The sequence below is a fragment of the Streptomyces sp. ISL-11 genome (assembly GCF_018614525.1).
In the GTDB taxonomy this organism is placed as follows: domain Bacteria; phylum Actinomycetota; class Actinomycetes; order Streptomycetales; family Streptomycetaceae; genus Streptomyces.
In genome coordinates this window covers 27,186-27,455 of record NZ_JAGGOL010000056.1, presented here as the reverse complement: position 1 = coordinate 27,455, position 270 = coordinate 27,186, and the positions used below count along the sequence as shown (strand labels likewise).

General features: G+C 72.6%; 1 pseudogene. It reads left to right on the top strand.

The features are described 5' to 3' along the window. A pseudogene (locus tag J7E86_RS31050) lies at positions 1–270 on the top strand (tRNA (adenosine(37)-N6)-threonylcarbamoyltransferase complex transferase subunit TsaD); the annotation flags it as partial.

Sequence of the window (270 nt, the reverse complement as noted above, 5' to 3'; positions counted from 1 at the left end):
GTTCGACAAGGTCGCCCGCGTCCTGAACCTCGGCTTCCCCGGCGGCCCGGTCATCGACCGTTACGCCCGCGAGGGCAACCCGGACGCGATCCGCTTCCCGCGCGGCCTGACCGGTTCCCGCGACCCGGTCTACGACTTCTCCTTCTCCGGCCTCAAGACCGCCGTGGCCCGCTGGATAGAGGCCAAGCGCGCGGCGGGCGAGGAGGTGCCGGTCGCGGACGTGGCGGCGTCCTTCCAGGAGGCCGTCGTGGACGTCCTCACCCGGAAGGC